The 18,445-nt window shown below is 55.9% G+C and carries 18 protein-coding genes and 1 tRNA gene; 8 read left to right on the forward strand and 11 right to left on the reverse strand.

Annotated features, from left to right (window positions below):
• Positions 1 to 24: 24 nt before the first annotated feature.
• The 5 genes from ctaD to AR456_RS10690 form a co-directional block, all read right to left on the reverse strand.
• Positions 25 to 1,653 (reverse strand): cytochrome c oxidase subunit I, encoded by a 1,629-nt coding sequence (ctaD, locus tag AR456_RS10675; RefSeq protein WP_021817407.1) that lies wholly within the window; start codon positions 1,651 to 1,653, stop codon positions 25 to 27.
• A 53-nt stretch (positions 1,654 to 1,706) separates the two neighbouring features.
• The gene (gene coxB, locus AR456_RS10680; protein ID WP_021817406.1) at positions 1,707 to 2,825 is read right to left on the reverse strand and encodes a cytochrome c oxidase subunit II; all 1,119 of its coding nucleotides are present in this window, start codon (positions 2,823 to 2,825) and stop codon (positions 1,707 to 1,709) included.
• Positions 2,826 to 2,989: 164 nt separating this feature from the next.
• Entirely contained in the window at positions 2,990 to 3,163 is a 174-nt protein-coding gene (locus AR456_RS21035; protein ID WP_021817405.1) for a DUF2970 domain-containing protein, read from the reverse strand.
• A 216-nt stretch (positions 3,164 to 3,379) separates the two neighbouring features.
• Complete coding sequence (locus AR456_RS10685; RefSeq protein WP_021817404.1) at positions 3,380 to 4,120, reverse strand: LrgB family protein; 741 nt, start codon at positions 4,118 to 4,120, stop codon at positions 3,380 to 3,382.
• Positions 4,117 to 4,473 (reverse strand): CidA/LrgA family protein, encoded by a 357-nt coding sequence (locus tag AR456_RS10690; RefSeq protein WP_021817403.1) that lies wholly within the window; start codon positions 4,471 to 4,473, stop codon positions 4,117 to 4,119. Before AR456_RS10690 ends, AR456_RS10685 begins: the two co-directional genes overlap by 4 nt.
• A 192-nt stretch (positions 4,474 to 4,665) precedes the next feature.
• On the opposite strand from AR456_RS10690, the gene AR456_RS10695 reads away from it, so the two are divergent.
• Positions 4,666 to 4,742, forward strand: a tRNA-Pro gene (locus AR456_RS10695).
• 137 nt (positions 4,743 to 4,879) lie between these two features.
• Here the strand turns inward: AR456_RS10695 and AR456_RS10700 are convergent.
• Positions 4,880 to 6,055, reverse strand: coding sequence for an epoxide hydrolase family protein (locus tag AR456_RS10700; protein WP_021817402.1), 1,176 nt, complete (start codon positions 6,053 to 6,055; stop codon positions 4,880 to 4,882).
• 933 nt (positions 6,056 to 6,988) lie between these two features.
• Here AR456_RS10700 and AR456_RS10705 point away from each other — a divergent pair.
• Positions 6,989 to 7,774, forward strand: coding sequence for an aminoglycoside phosphotransferase family protein (locus AR456_RS10705; protein WP_162148472.1), 786 nt, complete (start codon positions 6,989 to 6,991; stop codon positions 7,772 to 7,774).
• A gap of 232 nt (positions 7,775 to 8,006) precedes the next feature.
• Here AR456_RS10705 and AR456_RS10715 read toward each other — a convergent pair whose 3' ends face one another.
• A complete protein-coding gene (locus tag AR456_RS10715; protein WP_021817399.1) occupies positions 8,007 to 9,134 on the reverse strand; it encodes an acyltransferase family protein in 1,128 nt (375 codons plus the stop codon).
• Positions 9,135 to 9,655: 521 nt separating this feature from the next.
• Between AR456_RS10715 and AR456_RS10720 the strand changes: the two genes are divergently transcribed.
• Positions 9,656 to 10,042 (forward strand): DUF4168 domain-containing protein, encoded by a 387-nt coding sequence (locus AR456_RS10720; RefSeq protein WP_021817398.1) that lies wholly within the window; start codon positions 9,656 to 9,658, stop codon positions 10,040 to 10,042.
• A 168-nt stretch (positions 10,043 to 10,210) separates the two neighbouring features.
• Here AR456_RS10720 and AR456_RS10725 read toward each other — a convergent pair whose 3' ends face one another.
• From AR456_RS10725 to AR456_RS10735, 3 genes are all read right to left on the reverse strand, one after another.
• Positions 10,211 to 11,428 (reverse strand): MFS transporter, encoded by a 1,218-nt coding sequence (locus AR456_RS10725; RefSeq protein ID WP_021817397.1) that lies wholly within the window; start codon positions 11,426 to 11,428, stop codon positions 10,211 to 10,213.
• Between the two features lie 633 nt (positions 11,429 to 12,061).
• The gene (locus AR456_RS10730) at positions 12,062 to 12,415 is read right to left on the reverse strand and encodes a metalloregulator ArsR/SmtB family transcription factor (RefSeq protein WP_031206993.1); all 354 of its coding nucleotides are present in this window, start codon (positions 12,413 to 12,415) and stop codon (positions 12,062 to 12,064) included.
• 84 nt (positions 12,416 to 12,499) lie between these two features.
• Positions 12,500 to 12,925 carry an arsenate reductase ArsC gene (locus AR456_RS10735; protein ID WP_021817393.1) on the reverse strand — a complete coding sequence of 142 codons (426 nt, stop codon included), beginning with the start codon at positions 12,923 to 12,925 and terminating at the stop codon, positions 12,500 to 12,502.
• A 193-nt stretch (positions 12,926 to 13,118) separates the two neighbouring features.
• Between AR456_RS10735 and AR456_RS10740 the strand changes: the two genes are divergently transcribed.
• Positions 13,119 to 13,469: a VOC family protein gene (locus AR456_RS10740; protein WP_021817392.1), complete on the forward strand. Its 351-nt coding sequence runs from the start codon at positions 13,119 to 13,121 to the stop codon at positions 13,467 to 13,469.
• A 72-nt stretch (positions 13,470 to 13,541) separates the two neighbouring features.
• Here the strand turns inward: AR456_RS10740 and AR456_RS10745 are convergent, their stop codons facing one another.
• Positions 13,542 to 14,249, reverse strand: a complete 708-nt coding sequence (locus AR456_RS10745; protein WP_021817391.1) for a FadR/GntR family transcriptional regulator — start codon at positions 14,247 to 14,249, stop codon at positions 13,542 to 13,544.
• A gap of 232 nt (positions 14,250 to 14,481) precedes the next feature.
• On the opposite strand from AR456_RS10745, the gene AR456_RS10750 reads away from it, so the two are divergent.
• The 4 genes from AR456_RS10750 to AR456_RS10765 all read left to right on the forward strand — a co-directional run bounded on the left by AR456_RS10750 (position 14,482) and on the right by AR456_RS10765 (position 18,439).
• A complete protein-coding gene (locus tag AR456_RS10750) occupies positions 14,482 to 15,495 on the forward strand; it encodes an asparaginase (RefSeq protein ID WP_021817390.1) in 1,014 nt (337 codons plus the stop codon).
• Between the two features lie 116 nt (positions 15,496 to 15,611).
• Positions 15,612 to 16,613, forward strand: coding sequence for a TRAP transporter substrate-binding protein (locus AR456_RS10755; protein WP_021817389.1), 1,002 nt, complete (start codon positions 15,612 to 15,614; stop codon positions 16,611 to 16,613).
• A 14-nt stretch (positions 16,614 to 16,627) separates the two neighbouring features.
• Positions 16,628 to 17,149, forward strand: a complete 522-nt coding sequence (locus AR456_RS10760) for a TRAP transporter small permease (RefSeq protein ID WP_021817388.1) — start codon at positions 16,628 to 16,630, stop codon at positions 17,147 to 17,149.
• Positions 17,150 to 17,164: 15 nt separating this feature from the next.
• Positions 17,165 to 18,439, forward strand: a complete 1,275-nt coding sequence (locus tag AR456_RS10765) for a TRAP transporter large permease (protein ID WP_021817387.1) — start codon at positions 17,165 to 17,167, stop codon at positions 18,437 to 18,439.
• The last annotated feature ends 6 nt before the right edge of the window (positions 18,440 to 18,445 follow it).

An 18,445-nucleotide genomic window follows, 5' to 3' on the forward strand; every position in this document is an offset into this window, starting at 1 on the left:
AAGTGCAACATGTCCTCACGATCCTCAATGCTCGGTAGGTCGATATTGCGGAGGCGTCTCGAATGTATGCAGAGGCGCAGGACTCGGTACTGTCCACTCCAGGTCGACTGCGCCATCCCAGGCCTTGGCAGGCGCCTTCTCTCCACCGCGGACACACATGAACACGATGACCACAAACAGCAACTGGGACAGGCCGAACATGAAGGCACCGATGCTCGACAGCATATTGAAATCAGCGAACTGCAGTGAGTAATCCGGGATTCGCCGCGGCATGCCCGCCAGTCCGGAAAAGTGCATCGGGAAGAACGTCAGGTTGACACCCACAATCGACAGCCAGAAGTGCCATTGGGATAGGCGGAGATGGGGATAATGTCCTGTCCACTTCGGCAGCCAGTAATAGACCGCCGCCATGATCGAGAAGATTGCCCCTGGCACCAGCACATAGTGGAAATGCGCCACCACGAAATAGGTATCGTGGTACTGGAAATCCGCCGGCGAAATGGCAAGCATCAGGCCCGAGAAGCCACCGATGGTAAACAGCACCACGAAAGCTATCGCGAACAGCATGGCCGGCTCGAAAGTGATCGAACCGCGAAACAGCGTGGCAATCCAGTTGAATACCTTCACCCCAGTCGGCACGGCGATCAGCATCGTGCTGTACATGAAGAACAGTTCCGCCACCAATGGCAGACCAACCACGAACATGTGATGCGCCCAGACCATGAATGACAGGATGGCAATCGAGGCCGTGGCGTAGACCATCGACGCGTAACCAAACAGCCGTTTGCGCGCAAAGGTAGGAATGATCACCGACACGATGCCGAAGGCCGGCAGGATCATGATGTAAACCTCGGGGTGACCAAAGAACCAGAAAAGATGCTGGAACAACACCGGATCACCGCCGCCGCCAGCATTGAAGAAGCTGGTGCCGAAATTGATATCCATCAGCATCATGGTCACCACCCCGGCCAACACCGGCATCACCGCGATCAACAGGAACGCGGTGATCAACCATGTCCAGACAAACAATGTCATGTCCATCAGGCGCATACCCGGAGCACGCAGGTTAAGAATGGTGGCAATGATATTGATTGCACCGAGTATCGAACTGATGCCGGCAATATGCAGCGACAGGATGAAAAAGGTCGTCGAGGGTGGCGCATATGTCGTCGACAGCGGTGCGTAGAAGGTCCAACCGAAGTTGGGCGCTCCACCGGGCATGATCAAGGTACTCAGCAGTAGCGTGAACGCCACCGGCAACAACCAGAAACTGAAGTTGTTCAAGCGCGGCAACGCCATATCGGGAGCACCGATCTGCAACGGCACCATCCAATTGGCCAGCCCGACGAATGCCGGCATGACTGCGCCGAACACCATGATCAGGCCGTGCATGGTGGTCATCTGGTTGAAGAATTCCGGTTGCACCAGCTGCAGACCAGGTTGAAACAGCTCTGCACGTACCACCAGTGCGAAGACCCCTCCAATCAGAAACATCAGCAGCGAAAACAGCAGATAGAGCGTGCCGATTTCCTTGTGATTGGTCGTCAACACCCAACGCATCAGCCCGCGCGGCCGGTCGTGATGGGTATCTGAACCACCGACAGCATCGGCGGAACCCTGTTGTAGCCTGTGCTTGGGAGGCAGTGACGCCATGCGAAGTTCTCCCTGTTGGCAATGCAATCAAGTTGGAGCGCCAGCAAGCGCCGCTATTCGGTCATCATCTCGGCGATCTCCGAGGGCTGGATGGCTTCTCCAGTCTCGTTACCCCAGGCGTTGCGCTCATAGGTGATGACAGCCGCCAGTTCAACGGGGTTGAGCGTAGAGCTGAACGCCGGCATTGGCGTACCCGACACACCATTGATGACGGTATCGATATGATGTGCAGAATCGTCCATCAATGCCTGATTCCCTGCCAGCGCCGGGAAGGTCGGCGGCATACCGGAACCATCCGGCTGGTGACAGGAGGCACAGATAGCGCCGTAGACTTGCTCACCGCGCTCCATCAATTCATCAAGTGCCCATTCACGATCAACACCCATGGCCTCCTCTGCAGCGGCCGCCTTGCGCTCTTCCAGCCAGGTTTCGAACTTCTCCGGCTCCACCGCCTCGACCACAATCGGCATGAAGGCATGGTCCTTGCCACACAGCTCGGCACACTGTCCGCGATAGACACCGGGCTCATTGATACGCACCCAGTTCTCGTTGACGAAGCTGGGTATGGCATCCTGCTTGACGGCCAGGTCCGGCACCCACCAGGAGTGAATGACATCATCGCTGGTCATCAGCAGACGCACCTTCCTGTCCACTGGAATCACCAATGGCTCGTCCACTTCAAGCAGATAGTTCTCTCCTCGCTCGGCATTTCCGGAGATCTGCTCACGAGGTGTACCGAGACTGGAAGTGAACTCGACATCCTCACCCAGGTAGGAATAATGCCAACGCCATTGCTGGCCTGTGATCAGGATGTCCAGATCAGCCTCGGAAGCGTCGTACATCTTCTTGAGGGTCGCCGTTGCCGGAATAGCCATGGCGATGAGAATCAGCAACGGAATCGCTGTCCAGATCACCTCCACGGTAGTGTGCTCATGGAAGTGAGCCGCCTTGGCCCCCTTCGAGCGGCGGTAGCGGAAAAGCGAGTAGAACATCGCGCCGAACACCACTACCCCTATCACCACACAGATCCAGAAAATCGTCATGTGTAGCGAGTAGATCTCGCGGCTGACATCCGTCACCCCCACCGGCATGTTCCATTCCGCCGCAAGGGTGTGACTGCTCAGCGCCATCAAGAGCATGCCTGCAGTCATCCATACGTGCCGCATTCGCATCGATGCCTCCTGGAGCCAGTTATTGTCGTTGTAACTACTGAGTTTCTCCGGGCCTGCGCCAACCGAGCTCATCCTTGCGCAACGGCCCTTCTCCGAACGGTCCTTCTTTCAGCGGTCCTTTCCTCAACTTCAACCATGCACATCCAGCGGCATCGGAACGCACCTCATCCCGCCGCCAGCATGGCAACCACGATCAAGATCACTACCAGAATGATGCCCATGAGAAGACCCACCAGTATGAAGCTGATGGGCTTGCCGGAGGTAAAGTCTTCCCGCCGCTGTGCTTCGCCCTGCACGCCGAAAAAAGCTGCCAGCACAGATTTGACGGTCTTCCACATGTTGACCTCCAAGCGTCCCCTTATGCCTGACCATAGTTCAGGGATTCACAACTCGCTCGGAGGATTAGACCAAGGTCAGATATAGCGGCCAGCGAGAGCAGGTAACCGGAAAGCCCCTGACGACTCGAACAATATCCGACAATATCAATAGGTTAATAGATAAAAACAGGAAAAAAGAGCGCACAGGGATGATAGTGAAACCTGTGCGCGAATCAGCTACAAGCCAAACAGGCGAGTAATCAGCGGTAAGACAAAGGCAGTAACCAGGCCGGTCAACCCCATTGCCAGACCAGAGAAAGCTCCGGCCATGGCTCCAAGCCGCGCGAAAGATTGAGCGGTACCGAAGCCGTGGGCTGCCAGCCCCATGGTGAAACCCTGTACAACCGGGTCTCGAATGCCCAACAGACGAAAGATCACCGGACCTATCGCACAGCCGATCGATCCGGTGATCAGCACCAGTCCAGCTGCCAGAGAAGGAATGCCTCCGATCTTCTCGGCAACCCCCATGGCAATCGGCGAGGTCACTGAACGCGGCGCCAATGACATCACAGTGGCATGATCAGCTCCTAACAACAGTGCCAGCCCCAGAGTAGAAGCAACCGCAGTGATGATTCCGGCCAGGCAGGCCAACATCAGTGGCGCCAATAGCTGCCGCACTCGTTCTCGATGATCATAGAGCGGTATCGCCAACGCCACAGTGGCCGGTCCCAACAGGAAGTGAATGAACTGCGCCCCTTCGAAGTAAGTGGCGTAATCAATCCCGGACAACAACAGAAAAACGATAATCAACACGATACTCAGGGTTACCGCATGCAACAACGGTGTGCCACCCAGAAGTCGGTTGATTCGCACGGCCAGCGCAAACGCCAACAACGTGACCAACAGTGACAACAATGGATTTCCCGACAGATAAACCCAGAGTTCGCCCAATTCCATGACCTTCACTGGCGGCTTCATTGGCGCTCTCCGGACCGACGGGCCAATCGCTCCATCACCCAGGCAGTCACCGCCAGAGTCAGGGCCGTGGAGACGACCAGTGTTACTGCAATCGCCAGCCAGTCATCGGCAATCAAGCGGCCATGTACCATTAGACCCACACCCGCTGGCACGAACAGTAGTGTCAAATACCGCAATAATCCCTCGCCTGTGGTCCGCAGGCTGGACGGCACCTTGCCACGAACCATAAGCCCGACCAACAGGATCACCATGCCGATCACCGGCCCCGGTATCGGCAGGTCGAGCCAGCGCACCAACAACTCTCCAGCAAACTGACAGGCCAACAATATACTCATGCCCAGAATCAAAGGCATCGGCACCTCTCCTCGAAGGTCGTAGAAACGTGGATCGCCAAGCCTACACAAATCGCCCACAGACTGCTGGTCAATAACCAACCAATTGAAATAAAAGCGCAAAGAGGGCTTTTCATTTACCAGCGAACACGCTAGTATACGCCTCGTTCTCGGGGCCACTCCACTGGAGTTCGGGCTGCAAGAGAGCCAAGTCGGAGCGTGGCGCAGCTTGGTAGCGCGTTGCAATGGGGTTGCAAAGGTCGCAGGTTCGAATCCTGTCGCTCCGACCACTGAAATTCTAGATCAAACCGTCACTTACGGAATATTCCGAGTGGCGGTTTTTTCGTTGCTTGGGAAAACTATCCCAAAATATTTCCAAAACTTCCGCTAGCGGAATATTGAGCAACCGTGCTCGGCTCAGCCCCGCTCATCGACTAGCGGCCAATACTGCCGCGAGCCCTTCCTGCAGGTCCTTGACGAAATACTCGGGGACCTCCAGTGACGGGAAATGCCCTCCCGTTTCGGGCACGCACCATCGAACGATCTGTCGGTAGCGTTGCTGTGCCCAGGGGCGTGGGATCTTCTCGATATCGCGGGGATACATGGTGATGGCCGACGGCACCTCTACCCGAAGCTCGGGGTCCATCGAGCTGTGACTCTCGTAGTAGATACGCGCTGCCGATGCGCCCGTCCGCGTCATCCAGTAGAGGGTAACGTCGTCAAGAATCCGATCTCTGGAGATCGTCTCGAACGGACTGTCTTCAGTGTCCGACCACTCAGCGAACTTGTCGAGAATCCAGGCAAGCAGCCCAACGGGTGAGTCAACGAGCGAGTAGCCGATGGTCTGCGGGCGGGTCGCTTGCTGCTTCGCGTACGCCCCACGGGGGCCCGCATAGAAAGCACGGGTCTCCTCTGCCCATCTGCGCTCGACCTCCGTCAGCCCGTCGGTTGTCAGTCCGGGCAGCGCGTCTGCGAACGTAGTATGGATGCCGAGTACCTGCTCTGGAAACCTGCCGCCGAGGACCGTGGTGATATTTCCTCCCCAGTCACCTCCATGGGCTAGAAACCTGCTATAGCCGAGCCGCCCCATCAACTCCACCCATGCGGCGGCAATTCTTTCGGCCCCCCATCCGGTGGTGACCGGTTTATCGCTGTAACCAAAACCAGGCAGCGACGGAGCTACGACGTGGAATGCTGGTGCAGTGGCATCGTCCGGATCTGCCAGTTCGTCGATTACATGGGCGAACTCCGCCACGCTGCCTGGCCAGCCGTGCGTCAAGATCAGTGGTGTAGCGTCTGGGCGTGAGGACCGGCGGTGCAGGAAGTGAATCCCCAGATCGTCAATGGTCGTTCGGAACTGGCCGACCTGGTTGAGGCGTGCTTCAAACGAACGCCAGTTGTACTCGGTGCGCCAGTAGTTCACAACATCGACGAGATCGGAAAGAGGGACACCCTGGCGCCATCGATGAGGGTCAGGCGCTGGGCGATAGACCGTCTCAGCTTCCGGTAGCCGTGCCGCGGCCAGCCGTGCACGCAGGTCGTCGAGGTCAACTTCAGGTGCATGGGCTTCAAAGGCGTGCACATCGTTGGTTGGATGGTTCATGCGATGCTTCCTCCAGAGTGAGCGGCCATGGCGCCAACGCCATAAACACTGAAGGTAGCATCGGTGGTAACTAACCGATCTGTAGAGATGAAATCTTCTGATCATCGCGCAACCGGCCCATTGCGAATTACGCCCCATTGCTGACAACAGACAGCATCAACAGCGCAAAAGCCCGCGGAAGCAATAAGGCTCCCTCTCCAATATACATCAGAACTGAAATGGTCAGCGCCACTCAATTCTCGCGCGAAACTCCTGCCCAGAGGCATGCGAAATCACGAGCCCGCTGAGCAGGAAGCAGTCCTTTCCAAGGTATCCCTCAACAATCCAGGAGGTATGCCGAGGCCCTTGGGGGTTAGGCAGGAAGCTTGCTGTATAGTGGCAAAAAGGCTGCGATGCCTCTCAACCAGGTCTGGGCGTCGAGGTTGGGCATGTCGTCGCAATATCACGATAAAGCACGGAGACCAACTCATGGATGAAGCAGGCCTCAGCGGAAACTCAATCGTGCGATACGATGGTTCAGACGAGATATCTGTGTAGATGCACGTCAACAGCAAAAACGGACAATCATTGGTGGATACCGTCGGGCCAGTTGTAAGCGGCTATGTAGACCGTGTCTGGTCAGAAGGGGTAGCAGGCTGGAGTCCCGCCCCCAATGTGATGGTGTCAGTCAATGGCAGGCTTGTTGAGAGCGTGCCATGCTCCGATATGCGCCCCGACGTACAGGCAGCCAAGGCGTCGGTCGATGGCCGTGTTGGCTTCCATGCTCAATTATCTCTTGATGACGGCGACATCGTTCGGGTGACTACCCCTCAGGGGAAACCATTGCACCACAGTCCCTGGCTTTACCTACCCCCAGAGAGTGATGGATGGCTGCCAGCCTCATTGACTGCAAATCACCCTGAGTATTCCGGGGTAGCAGATTTTTCCGAGTCCTTGGCCTGGAAACGATTCCAGCCACTGTTCGGCCAACTTGGCGATATCTCGGCAGTGAAGTTTGATTCCGGCGATGGCCCTATGGTGGCACATCCCGGCATGTCCCCTGACGACGCCGGCCGTATCCATCGCTTCTACAAGCGGGTATTGACGCCCGCCGGTATCGCTAGCCCCGCGCTGCGTCATCAACAAGGCATTGGCGAGCGACAGATGCTGATCTTCGATTTCTTCCCTGGCAAGCCTCTGGATCGACATGGCCCAGGGTGGGAGGCGTGGTTACCAGCAGTCATGGTTGAGCTAGAGCGTCTGCAGCAATTCGGTGAACAACATCGCGAAGGCCTGAAGGTTCGTGGAGGCCGAAAGCCTCCTCTGGTCAACCATCTGTTTCGCCAGGCTCTGGGCGATGCACTGAGATGGGACCGCGCCCACGGCGAGCGGCGTTTCCTGTTGTGGCTTGTGACAAGGCTGAAGCGTCTGCCGCAAGTGCTTTCACACGGTGACCTACATCGAGAGAATGTGTTGGTGGATACGGAGCGAGGCAACATCGCCCTGGTGGACTGGGACCGTTGGGACTATCTTCCTGTCGGCTTTGACCTCGCTCGGTTGATGCGAGGCCTTGCTGGAGACACCGTCGAACAGCTTACCGGTGGCAGCCACGCCCAGCGCCTTGGAGTAGTTGGCTTTACTTACCTCCTGCAGCGTCATGACCGGCCGGCGATGGTTAACTCCGAGGAAGGCGAAGCATTGCGGCGTCGATGCCGGGAGCTGGCTGGCAGCCTACTCTAGGCCATTACCCCAAACCGCTCCGGCGGTGTCACGCCAATGATGCCTCCTTCGTCTTCTCCACCTCATACGGCGATCGGCTATACACGCTTCTGGATTTTGCCGATACGTCGACATCGGCAAACAGCGTCGCATGGACAGCATCAGCCACTTCCCTCCCACCGTCGATGTGCTCAGCCTCGACCTGTTGAGCATACCCGAAGCAGTCAAGGAGAAAGAGCATCCTGAACCGTATCTATGTCGCCGACGGTGCATAAACGTGGAGTTGAGCAAAGCGACTTCTCCTCAGCGCCTGGCGCATCGGAAGCTCTATGCTGCGGTATAACCACACGGACAGAAGCAGAATTGACGGAACCAGAATCATGAGTGCCATCATTGATGCCGGAGCCCCCAACTCACGGCCAAACCCATGGCCCGATATCGCTCGACTCACCAGCTGAATCGCTTCAAGCACCAACATGTGACTCATGTAGATTGAATACGAAACCATACCGATAATACGAAGGGGGGCAACCGTTAGTACTTTCTCTATACGATCGCTATTGCCGGCAACAGACAGGATCAACAGCGCGAAAGCCGGTGGAAGCAATAAATCCCGCTCTCCAATATGCATCAGTACCAGGATGGTCAGCGCTACCATCACAAACGCTGAATCATGGTGCAGCCAGCGCATGCTACCGCTCCGAAAAACCTGATATAACACTGCTCCCATACAGAACTGAAACAAGCAGCGCAAAGCACCATAGTCGTATGTAAGATTCAACCCTCGCTCACTGTCGAAAATGACGACCAGCCCCAGAATACCAACCAGACAGATAACAATGCGGGCCCGCCACCCCATGCCAAACAGAAATGAAGCAAGCACAGGAAACACCAGATACGCAAACCACTCTGCACCAATCGACCAGGCTGGACCATTCCATGTCAAACCATCCTGTAATCCTGCCGCCTGGAGCATCATGATCTGCTCAGCAAGGGCGGCCAGGTTCTTGCCTCCTTCAAAGGCTCCCCGTGGTAGGTCATCCACCCCGGCATGAATCAACGCCGCCCTTACCAACTCAAGCAGTACAAATGCCAGCAGTATCGAAAGGTGCAATGGATAGAGACGTGCAATTCTCCCGAAAATGAACGCCTTGAAGGAAGGCCACTCGATTCTCGAGCGAAATTCCTGCCCATAGGCGTGCATGATCACGAACCCGCTGAGCAAGAAGAATAGATCCACCCACAGGTATCCCTTCACTATAAAGGAGGTATGCTGGGAGACCTCAAGGTTAGGCAGGAAGCTTCCTGTATAGTGGTAGAGAACCACAAGGATCGCTGCGATGCCTCTCAACGAGGTCAGGGCGTCGATCTGATCACGCATGCATGTCTCCAGCTCGCACTCAATTCTGATAGAAAACTCTGCTGGGCCCCACACCGAGATGATCCACCTCAATAGGACTGGAAGGAGACCCCGGCATTCAGCTCTCCCTGGTCCCGGGACCTCAGCGACGTCATTTTGCTGCTTTCAAGGATTGCCGTTCCTTCAATAAGTTCCGCTGACGTTTGTCCTGCCCATCTCGGGAGCGGCACATAGGATCGACTCGGTACGGCTATCGATGTCTGCCGCTTTGTCCAGCGAGCTAGGCGGTTGTAATTGGCGTGAATCACCCGACCATGTCAGTGAGCCGTTCATGCCTGTCTACGGAATGAGTTACTGTCCGAATCCAGTTTCCACCAGCCCACATCTCCTTCTGACCACCACCTGTCGCCAATCTGGAACAATTTGTGTAAGAAATGTGTAAGATGCTTTGCAGGAGAATGCCCCCAACCTTGCCGTTACCCTGTAAGTTGAGGATCATCCAGCGGTATCCAATAGCAACGAGAAAGTGAAAGGAGAGATTTATGCTGCGTATTACGACACTATTTTCTGCCGTCCTGCTTAGTGCTGGCTTGATCAGTTCTGCCGCTCAAGCTCAAGAAACTCAGGGCACAACCGCTCCTTTCGAGACACAAGCGTCAGATACGAACTTCTCGGACGAACAACTCCAGCAGTTTGCGACGGCTGCGCAGGAAATCTCCACAGTATCTGGAGAGTACTCCCAACGCCTTCAACAGGCTGAAGACGAAATGGCTCAACAAACAATACGAGAAGAAGCCAACAACAAGATGATCGAGGTAGTGCAGAACAGCGGTCTTGATATCGAGACCTTCAATGCTATTGGTCAAGCTGCGCAGAATGATCCTGCCTTGGCCCAGCGCATACAGCAGTTCGCTCAATCCGGGTCTTGAAGCGCTTCAAACCAAAGCGCTATCGTTTGTCGTTATGCAGGCCGCTGCGGAAAGCGGCCTCATCTCTGCCAGACGATAACGGTATCTCACGATGACACGCCCCCTTTTCCTGCATTCCCACCCAGGGGACTGTCGTATCATTGGATGCACGATACTGCAGTGATACTGCTATGAGCCTCCCACATGAATAGGCTCATGATCTTGAGCTCGAGAAGACACGAGCACACTCTGCGCGACAGCCCAACTCCCTCCCAGTAACACCAACATCCCGATGAGTACATCGATAAAGGAAATACCGAGGTCGAGTACGACCCCCAGAACTGCTGGTGCAATGCCAGTGGCAAATACCATGCAGGCACTTAATGCAGCGCGTAGCCGGCCGAGGTGTTCAGTCCCCCACAACCGGGCCAGCAAGCTAGTGGCTATCGGTTCCTGAGCTCCTACCCCCAGGCCGCCACCAATCATCAACGCCCAAACACCAATATCCCCACCGATGAAAATGGCAATCAGTAGTGCCAGGGCGTAGGGCAATAGGTACAGTCGTGCCACTCGAGCAGGTCCCAGTTGATCGATCCAATGCCCACCCACCAGCGCACTGAACAGATTAGCGACACCCATGGCGGCCAATGCCAGAGCATAAACAGCCAGGCTGCTCCCGAGGTCTTCTGTCATACGAGCTTGATAGATGAAGACCCCAGTCATGGTAACCGGCAGGACCATCAACATCGGCAGTAGTTGCCAGAAGTCCTTTTCGCGAAAGGGATGCGGCCCTTGCTGTCGCCGAGATCGTGATGGACGCCTGCCCGGCGCTGGTGGCCATGCGCCATACAGCAATATCGGTACCCAGAGTCCTGCCAGCAACAGGCAGAACAGCCACCACAGTTCTCGCCAGTCCAGCCAGACCAGTAAAACAGCCACCAGCGTCGGAAGGATGGCTCCGCCCAGCATGGTACCAACACCCACCAGAGCGAGAGCCTTCCCTCTCCCCCCTTCGAACTCTCGACCTGCCAGTGTATTGCCAAGATGCGTCATCAGGCCTTGTCCACATAGCCGCACCAGACCAAGCCCCAACAAGCCTATGCCCCACCAGGGGGAAAATGTCAGGAGCAAGACACCATTCAGAAGAATGATGAGTACTACAAGGGCAAAGCGGCGAGGAGGAATCCAATCTATGCAGGGGCCGAAACTCAACATGGCGAAACCAGCAATCAGGGTAACGAATGCATAGGCGATGCCGAATTGACCTATGCTCAGTTCCAGCATTTCGGCAATGGGTATCTGAAACAGACCAACGAAAAAACTCTGGCCAGGACTCGATGTGAACATTGCCAGAAAGGCAATGCTCAACAGCCCCTTGTGTTGATGTAACAAGGCGCGATACCCCATTGGTGGCCTCCCTGTCAGTATCGAAGCGAAGAGAAGTAGCAGATGCCCCTTCATCCGCCATGGATGCGCTATGCCACAGGAGACAAGCATGAACCATCCTGAACTGGAAGTGGAAAACGTGAAGATCCGGCTCGAGAATCACGTAGCATCAGTAAGCCTTGATGCCTGGCTACCTTAAATATCTCATACCCAAAACCATACTTTACCCCTACGCCCACCGGGCCCTGCAACGACTATCCTGATAGCGCAGGGAACAAGGTGATTACAAAAATGACACTATATGAGATCAACTTCACTCGTCACGGGAAGCGAGGAATGCGGTGTTGCCACTTCCCCCACCCACCTACTCAAGAGGAGGCTTGCAAAGCCCTCGCCAAGCGCATGCAATTGGCTCAGATAGGCCATGCTCAGTCCTTCTCTGGACTGATGGAAAGCTACGGCATTACCGATGTGTGCTGGGTAGCTGTCGATCATCGACCGATGGTCGATATGGTGATCCCCTTGCTCAGACATGGTCTTGATCGCATACATAAGTAAGAGGGACAACGGTGCGCACCCCATGACATGGTCCGCGAGCCATTGACGGGCAGCGATCTGAGGTGCCGCCAATCCAGGCACCGGCCCTCCCCACCTTCAGCAGAGAGCGGCACGTCGTTCCGGCCGGTTTCCCATGCTGTCGAGCCTCTTGCGCAACCGTTGTAGATCCTCCGATCGCCCTTCCGCAGCCGCCTCCAGGATACTCATTACCCAGCCCGGCAAGGTCGATGCCAAGCCGTAGTAGATCCACTGGCTCTCCCGGCGGGCACTGAGCAAGCCATAGCGACGCAGTTCAGCCAGGTGACGCGACACCTTGGGTTGTGACTCCTGCAATGCATGCGTCATTTCGCATACACACAACTCCTGCTCATGTAGCACCAGCAGCATCGACATCAAACGGGTTTCATCTGCCAGGCATTTGCAGAGATGAAGAGGGTCCAGCGACAACATTTCATTGTTCACGAACCATCCTTCAATTCGAGGCGCGCGCATTCGACCAGCGACAGCTGAATATTCATATGTGAGCGATATTGGTCATTGTGAAGCGCTTTCACGCTCGTTGAGTTCGAGCCACAGGGAGAGACGCCGGCGAATTTCCTGCAGGACCTGCTCATAGGCATTCTCACGATCAACAAGACGGGGGTCGCGGATATCCCAATAAAGGTGTTCCGTGTGACTACCTTCCCAATCGCGACACGCTTGCTGCGCCTTGTCACACAGTACTATCACGGTATCGAAATGCTGCCCGGCGAACTCGTCCAGTGACTTGCTGACCAACCCATCCGTTGCAATGCCTTGTTGCTGAAGAACTGCGAGCGTCAGTTCGTGCGGGCGGTCCGGTTCGGTTCCCGCGCTGAACGCATCAAAACGCTCCGCGGCCATATGACGAAGTAGCGCCTCTCCCATCAGAGAGCGAGCAGAGTTGGCATTACACAGGAACAGGACCCTTGGTTTATTCATGCGATTACAGCCTCGAGAACATATGAAATTCCATATATAGACCGAATTCATGTCAATCCTGTGACCGCGGTAGTCCCGACACTGTCTGCCAATGGAGTCTGCCGATGAAGCGTGCAGCCGTACGCAGTCGCTGGCGAAAAAGGCGTATCAGATCTATGGTCCTCTAGCTGAAGCGAGCAGATGGAGGTGATAGATGAAGGTCAAACGCATCATGGCCAATACCCGGACAGCCGATATCGACAAGGCGGCTGCCTTCTACCGAGATATTCTGGGCCTGGAGTTGCTCATGGACCATGGCTGGTTCCAGACCTATGGCTCCGATGAGCAGATGGGGGTGCAGATCAGTTTCGGCTCGGAGGGTGGCTCAGGCACTGCTGTACCTGACCTTTCGATTGAGGTCGACGATCTGAATGAAGCGCTGAACAGAATCGAGAAGCACGCAGTACCGATCGAGTACGGACCAGTGAGTGAACCCTGGGGAGTGCGCCGCTTCTACGTCTACGATCCCTTCGGCAAGCTGCTCAATATTCTGCAGCATGAGTAAGAAGGTATTTCTACCGGCTATCTGGCGTGTCGACTAGCCCGCGCCCGCCTCCCCTTGAGCGACCTTGGGACGCTATCCAGCGTCTTCCTGTTCTACATAGGTCAAGGTGGTTTCCCAACTCTCGCTACTGACTTTGATCGTAGCCTTGATCATCTCTTCATCCCCGGCACAGAAAGCCGCATATATTGCCTTGTGATCCTTGAGCGCGATCCTGGGAAGAGTCCGCATGGACGTCTCCAGTCCTGCCTCTACCAATTGGATGAGAGTCTCCCCTACACGAATCGTCATGGGGTTGTGCGTGGCGCTGAGAATGGCACGATGGAAGGCGGCGTCGTGTTTCGACGTCTGCGCTCCGCTCTTGATCGCATCTTCCATGGCATCGATCGCCGCCCGGATATGCTCATGATCTTCTTCCGTGGCATTGGCCATGGCCTGAATCGTATATGCCGGTTCGAACATCTTGCGGAATTCGAGTACATCCCGTGTCATGCCACGAGCGAGGATCATGCCAAAAGCCATGGGGTCCACCAGCGGATCACCAGGTTCCTTGCGAATGATGGTGCCCTGCCCGCGCTTCACTTCGACAATGCCGATGGCCTGCAGCATCTTGATGGCTTCTCGCACACTTGACTTTCCGATTCCCAGGCTTTGGGTCAGCTCTGTTTCCGAAGGCAGGTAGTCACCTGGCTGAAGCTCGCCGCTGATCAGCGCGCTCTTGATACGCTCGAGCAGTTGAAGGGCAACGGAACTACGGTCAATCGAACTCCCGAATGACTCCATGGATGACGTCCTTGGCTGGCGTTTTACTGGCATGGTCCGGTCTTGCTCGACTGCCGTCAAGACTCTGGAAAGCCGCCGGAAATCAGGCTTCCACTCTATCCATGATAACGATTCTCCAGCCGACCTTGTTGTGCTGTTTCAACTGGGACGCCTGGCGCTTCTGCAAAATCGAGCCTAGCATGTGACAGGACATCAGACATCAGATGTCTGATTACAAGAATAAGGACCATGAATGTCAGACTCCAGAATCATTGTCATGACCACCGGTGGAACCATAGCCAGCGAACTAGATATTTCTGGCCGCAGTCTTTCCGGCGCGCTGTCCGGCGCCGACCTGCTGTCTCGTGCCAACGTCCCTGAACGTTTTCGGTCACGTGTGGAGGTACATTCGGTACTGCAGAAACCCAGCAACGCCATCACTCTCGATGACTTGTTGACAGTGCGCCAACACTGCCTCGCATTCATTCGAAATGAGGATGTTGCAGGCGTGGTCATTACTCACGGTACCGACACCCTGGAAGAAACAGCCTGGTTTCTCGACCTCAGTGTGCCTCACGGCACTCCGGTGGTAGTCACAGGCTCTCAGCGCGCCCCTCACCAACCGGGTACCGATGCGTTCTGCAACATCGTCGATGCCGTTCGCGTAGCAGCCGACCCAACCGCACAAGGGCTTGGTGCACTGGTGGTATTCAATCAGACAATCCATGCCGCCCGACATGCACGCAAGGTGTCGAGCTATCAACTACATGGCTTTGCCTCACCCACAACCGGCCCGATCGGCTACGTAGATGGAGACAACGTACGCATACTCAGTCAACCGTACACATCTCCAGCGCAGCCATTGCAGCCGGCTCATGCCCTACCTCGCGTCGACATCGTTACCGCCTATCTCGATGCCAGCCCAGTTCTCCTGCAGGCCTCCATTGACAGTGGGGCCAAGGGCATCGTCATCGAAGGCCTGGGGCGTGGACATGTTCCTCCCGGATGGCTGGATACCCTTGCTCAGGCCCAAACTCGACGCGTTCCTGTCGTAGTCGTAAGCAGTTGCCTGACTGGCCCGGTACAGCAGAGTTATGAGTTTGTCGGCAGCCTGTCCAGCCTGGAGCGAATTGGTGCCATTCCCATGCCGGACCTGAGTGCTCGCAAGGCCCGACTAGTCCTGTCAGCACTGCTCGCCGAAAACGATCCGCAGGATCTGGCGGCCAGACTCAAGGATCTATCACCCAGCAACTCGATTCCACCGTAGCTTTTCTCACTGCAACGCGCTCAGTCGCATCCTCATGACTCCACCGGGAGTCTCCAACCCGGTAAAACACTGCTCCAACAGCAACCACACAATGACCAACAAGATAGGGTGCTCCAATGAAAACCATCTTCACTCGCGTATCCCTGGCAACTGCCATCGCCGCGGCATCACTGGGAATCGGTCAGGTACAGGCCGCCGATTACAACTTCTCCTTTGCTCACGTACTCATTGAAGATACGTCCAATGGCCAGGCAGCCCTCGCCTTCAAGAAGGAAGTGGAAGAGAAATCCGATGGACGTATCAGCATCAACGTGCTGCCGGCTGCTCAGGTTGGAGGGGATGTGGAAATCATCGAGCAGATTCAAATGGGACTGGTGGATATCGGCATCCCACCAACAGCGACTCTGGGCAATTTCGAGCCACGCATGCAGTTGCTGGACCTCCCCTTCTTGATCTCCTCCTACGAGGATGTTGAAGCGGTGCTGGATGGCGACGTGGGCCGCGAGATTCTCGATACCCTCGAGGATGACAACATGCATGCGTTCAATTTCTGGGGCGCAGGCTTCCGACACATGACCAACAATGTGCGCGCCATCGAGACTCCAGAAGACCTCGAGGCCATTCGCATGCGTACCATGCAGGCACCGATCATCATTTCCACTTATGAGAATTACGGTGCCAATGCCACTGCGATGGCCTTCACAGAGGTCTACAACGGCTTGCAACAAGGGGTCGTTGAAGGTCAGGAAAATCCATTGGCCAACATCTATACCATGCGCTTCCAGGAGGTACAGGATTATCTGTCACTGACCAACCACGCCTATCACGCCTATGCCGCAGTGATGAACAAGGGCGCCTGGGAGTCGCTGCCGGAGGACCTGCAACAAGTCATGCAGGAAGCTTTCGAGAACGGACGTGATACGGCGCGCCGCCTGACCCTGGAAGATGAGAAAGCGATCCTCGAGGATATCGAGGACGAGATCGCCATCAATGCCATTACTCCAGAGAATCGTGAGGCCTTCATCGCGGCCAGCATGCCGGTGCACAAGGAATACGCCGAGATCGTAACGCCGGACCTGCTGAACAAGGTCTATGACGCAGTCGGTATCGAACACTGAGAGGCCCCGAACCCATGATCAAAACGCTCAATGCAGCGATTGATCGCCTGGAAGGGGCCGCGATGGTCGCATTCATGTCGATTGCGACCATCATTACTGCCATTCAGGTGGTTTATCGCTACGGCTTCAACAGTTCTCTGTTCTGGGCCGAGGAAGTCGTGATCTACGCCATCATCTGCATGAGCTTTGTCGGTGCGAGTATGGGCGTCCGTTATGGCGCCCATATCTCGGTCGATGTACTCAATGCAGTCGCACCGCCACGGATCAACCGTTGGTTACACTTCATCTCCGCGGTACTCGGCATCGTGTTCGCAGTGTTTATGATGCTCTATGGCTTTCAGCTGTTCGGCAAAACCCTGGAGCGCGGTCAATTGACCGCAGCACTTCGCCTACCGATGGCCTGGTTCTATCTCCCCATTGGAATCTCCGGTGTATTGCTGATCATCCGCTATCTGAAGGTGATTCAGGATGTCTGGTCCCGCCCACCCAAGCGCCATGCCGATGAACTCGCTGCCGAAGCCGACAAACTCGTGTAACCCCTGGAGACTCTCATGATCACGGCACTCCTGCCCATCTTCTTCGCCGTGCTGCTGCTGGGGCTCCCGATCTTCGCCTCCCTGGCGCTGGCAGTATTTGTCGCTATCGAATTTTTCGGCGCCACCAGCCCGGTCATCGTGCCGATGCGTATGTTCACCGGAATGAACAATTTCTCGTTGATGGCAATTCCGTTCTTCATCCTCGCCGCTGAGCTGATGCGTATCGGCGGCCTTTCCGATCGCTTGATCAATCTGGCCAAGGCTCTTGTCGGTTGGGTACCTGGAGGCCTGGCTGCGGCAACGGTGCTGTCATGCCTGTTCTTCGGCTCCATTTCAGGCTCCAGCCCAGCCACGGTGGTGGCGATTGGTTCGATCATGTTTCCGGCCCTGGTCGCGGCAGGTTACAACAAGCTGTTCGCCATCGGCCTTATCGCCACCGCCGGCACCCTCGGCCCCATCGTGCCACCGAGTATCGCGCTGATCATCTATGGTTCAGTGACCGGCACTTCGGTGGGCAGATTGTTTGCCGCAGGGCTGCTTCCGGCCATGCTGATCGCCGCACTATTGATTGCCTATTGCATGGTCTATGCATCATTCAAGGGCTATGAGCGAGCTCCATTTCCTTCGCTGCGAGAGATCGGGCAGGCGCTCAAGGCTGCAGCCTGGGGGTTGGGTCTACCGTTCATTCTGCTGGGAGGCATCTACAGCGGTGTCTTCACGCCCACGGAATCGGCTGCAGTTGCCTGTGTCTACGGCCTTTTCATCGGCATGGTCGTATATCGCACCATACGTTGGCCAGAACTCGTTTCCACGCTGCGCAGCTCGGGACTGACGTCGGCAACATTATTACTGATTACCGCTGGAGCCTCGGCTTTCTCCTGGCTGTTGGCAATCACCGGCACCCCAACCCAGCTGGCCAGTCAGGTTCTCTCGCTTACCGATGATCCGCTTCAGGTCATGGCATTGTTCAATATTGTCATGATCATTGCAGGATTCTTTCTCGACAGTGCCTCCGCGATCATTGTGCTCTCTCCTCTGCTCCAGCCTATTGCAGCCCAGGTCGGCGTCGACCCGGTACATTTCGGTGTCATCACCCTTGTCAACTTCTCGGTGGGCATGATCACTCCGCCTGTCGGTCTCAACCTCTTCGTTGCCATGTCGATATCTCGAATGTCGCTACAACAGGTGTTTCGCGCCTGTTTGCCTTTCATCGTCATGATGCTGGTAGCACTGGTGATCATCACCTATGTGCCCTGGCTGAGTAACTGGCTGCCTTCACTGATCTATTGAGAACGA

This window comes from Halomonas huangheensis (genome assembly GCF_001431725.1).
Taxonomy (GTDB): Bacteria; Pseudomonadota; Gammaproteobacteria; order Pseudomonadales; family Halomonadaceae; genus Halomonas; species Halomonas huangheensis.

Excerpts from the sequence above, each read along its gene's own strand:
- AR456_RS10720 (WP_021817398.1), top strand. The coding sequence starts at position 9,656 with ATGCTGCGTATTACGACACTATTTTCTGCCGTCCTGCTTAGTGCTGGC.
- AR456_RS10715 (WP_021817399.1), bottom strand. The coding sequence starts at position 9,134 with ATGCGTGATCAGATCGACGCCCTGACCTCGTTGAGAGGCATCGCAGCG.
- AR456_RS10735 (WP_021817393.1), bottom strand. The coding sequence starts at position 12,925 with ATGAATAAACCAAGGGTCCTGTTCCTGTGTAATGCCAACTCTGCTCGC.
- AR456_RS21035 (WP_021817405.1), bottom strand. The coding sequence starts at position 3,163 with ATGTGGAAGACCGTCAAATCTGTGCTGGCAGCTTTTTTCGGCGTGCAG.
- coxB (WP_021817406.1), bottom strand. The coding sequence starts at position 2,825 with ATGCGAATGCGGCACGTATGGATGACTGCAGGCATGCTCTTGATGGCG.
- AR456_RS10725 (WP_021817397.1), bottom strand. The coding sequence starts at position 11,428 with ATGGGGTATCGCGCCTTGTTACATCAACACAAGGGGCTGTTGAGCATT.
- AR456_RS10760 (WP_021817388.1), top strand. The coding sequence starts at position 16,628 with ATGATCAAAACGCTCAATGCAGCGATTGATCGCCTGGAAGGGGCCGCG.
- AR456_RS10765 (WP_021817387.1), top strand. The coding sequence starts at position 17,165 with ATGATCACGGCACTCCTGCCCATCTTCTTCGCCGTGCTGCTGCTGGGG.
- AR456_RS10730 (WP_031206993.1), bottom strand. The coding sequence starts at position 12,415 with ATGTTGTCGCTGGACCCTCTTCATCTCTGCAAATGCCTGGCAGATGAA.
- AR456_RS10755 (WP_021817389.1), top strand. The coding sequence starts at position 15,612 with ATGAAAACCATCTTCACTCGCGTATCCCTGGCAACTGCCATCGCCGCG.
- AR456_RS10750 (WP_021817390.1), top strand. The coding sequence starts at position 14,482 with ATGTCAGACTCCAGAATCATTGTCATGACCACCGGTGGAACCATAGCC.
- AR456_RS10700 (WP_021817402.1), bottom strand. The coding sequence starts at position 6,055 with ATGAACCATCCAACCAACGATGTGCACGCCTTTGAAGCCCATGCACCT.
- AR456_RS10690 (WP_021817403.1), bottom strand. The coding sequence starts at position 4,473 with ATGCCTTTGATTCTGGGCATGAGTATATTGTTGGCCTGTCAGTTTGCT.
- AR456_RS10740 (WP_021817392.1), top strand. The coding sequence starts at position 13,119 with ATGAAGGTCAAACGCATCATGGCCAATACCCGGACAGCCGATATCGAC.
- AR456_RS10745 (WP_021817391.1), bottom strand. The coding sequence starts at position 14,249 with ATGGAGTCATTCGGGAGTTCGATTGACCGTAGTTCCGTTGCCCTTCAA.
- ctaD (WP_021817407.1), bottom strand. The coding sequence starts at position 1,653 with ATGGCGTCACTGCCTCCCAAGCACAGGCTACAACAGGGTTCCGCCGAT.
- AR456_RS10685 (WP_021817404.1), bottom strand. The coding sequence starts at position 4,120 with ATGAAGCCGCCAGTGAAGGTCATGGAATTGGGCGAACTCTGGGTTTAT.